We start from the raw sequence: 467 nt of genomic DNA on the forward strand, positions 1-467 counted from the left end.
GCAGGCATGTTAACCCCTACACCACGGAACCAGTGTTTTTAGTTTTTAATTGCGGGAGCAGGATTTGAACCTACGACCTTCGGGTTATGAGCCCGACGAGCTACCAGACTGCTCCATCCCGCGATAATATGAAAAGGAGGATAAGGGATTCGAACCCTTGCACGGTTTTACCCGCCTGACGGTTTTCAAGACCGTTCCCTTCAGCCGGACTTGGGTAATCCTCCATATGAAACTTACAACGCCACAATGGACCTTGTAGGACTCGAACCTACGACCGGACGGTTATGAGCCGTCTGCTCTAACCAACTGAGCTAAAGGTCCAGGCTCTTAAAAATCGCGGCGGAGGGGATCGAACCCCCGACCTCCCGGGTATGAACCGGACGCTCTAGCCAGCTGAGCTACACCGCGAAAAAGATATTCATTATTTAAATGAAATGGAGCCTAGCGGGATCGAACCGCTGACCTCC

The 467-nt window shown here is 51.8% G+C and carries 4 tRNA genes; all 4 read right to left on the reverse strand.

The features are described 5' to 3' along the window. Positions 1-49: 49 nt before the first annotated feature. The 4 genes from HMPREF2961_RS10445 to HMPREF2961_RS10460 all read right to left on the reverse strand — a co-directional run bounded on the left by HMPREF2961_RS10445 (position 50) and on the right by HMPREF2961_RS10460 (position 408). Positions 50-123, reverse strand: a tRNA-Met gene (locus HMPREF2961_RS10445). Between the two features lie 11 nt (positions 124-134). Further along, positions 135-224 (reverse strand) — tRNA-Ser (locus tag HMPREF2961_RS10450). Positions 225-247: 23 nt separating this feature from the next. After that, a tRNA-Ile gene (locus HMPREF2961_RS10455) sits at positions 248-321 on the reverse strand. A gap of 13 nt (positions 322-334) precedes the next feature. After that, a tRNA-Met gene (locus tag HMPREF2961_RS10460) sits at positions 335-408 on the reverse strand. Positions 409-467: the final 59 nt, after the last annotated feature.

The organism is Enterococcus sp. HMSC076E04 (assembly GCF_001814285.1).
In the GTDB taxonomy this organism is placed as follows: domain Bacteria; phylum Bacillota; class Bacilli; order Lactobacillales; family Enterococcaceae; genus Enterococcus_B; species Enterococcus_B lactis.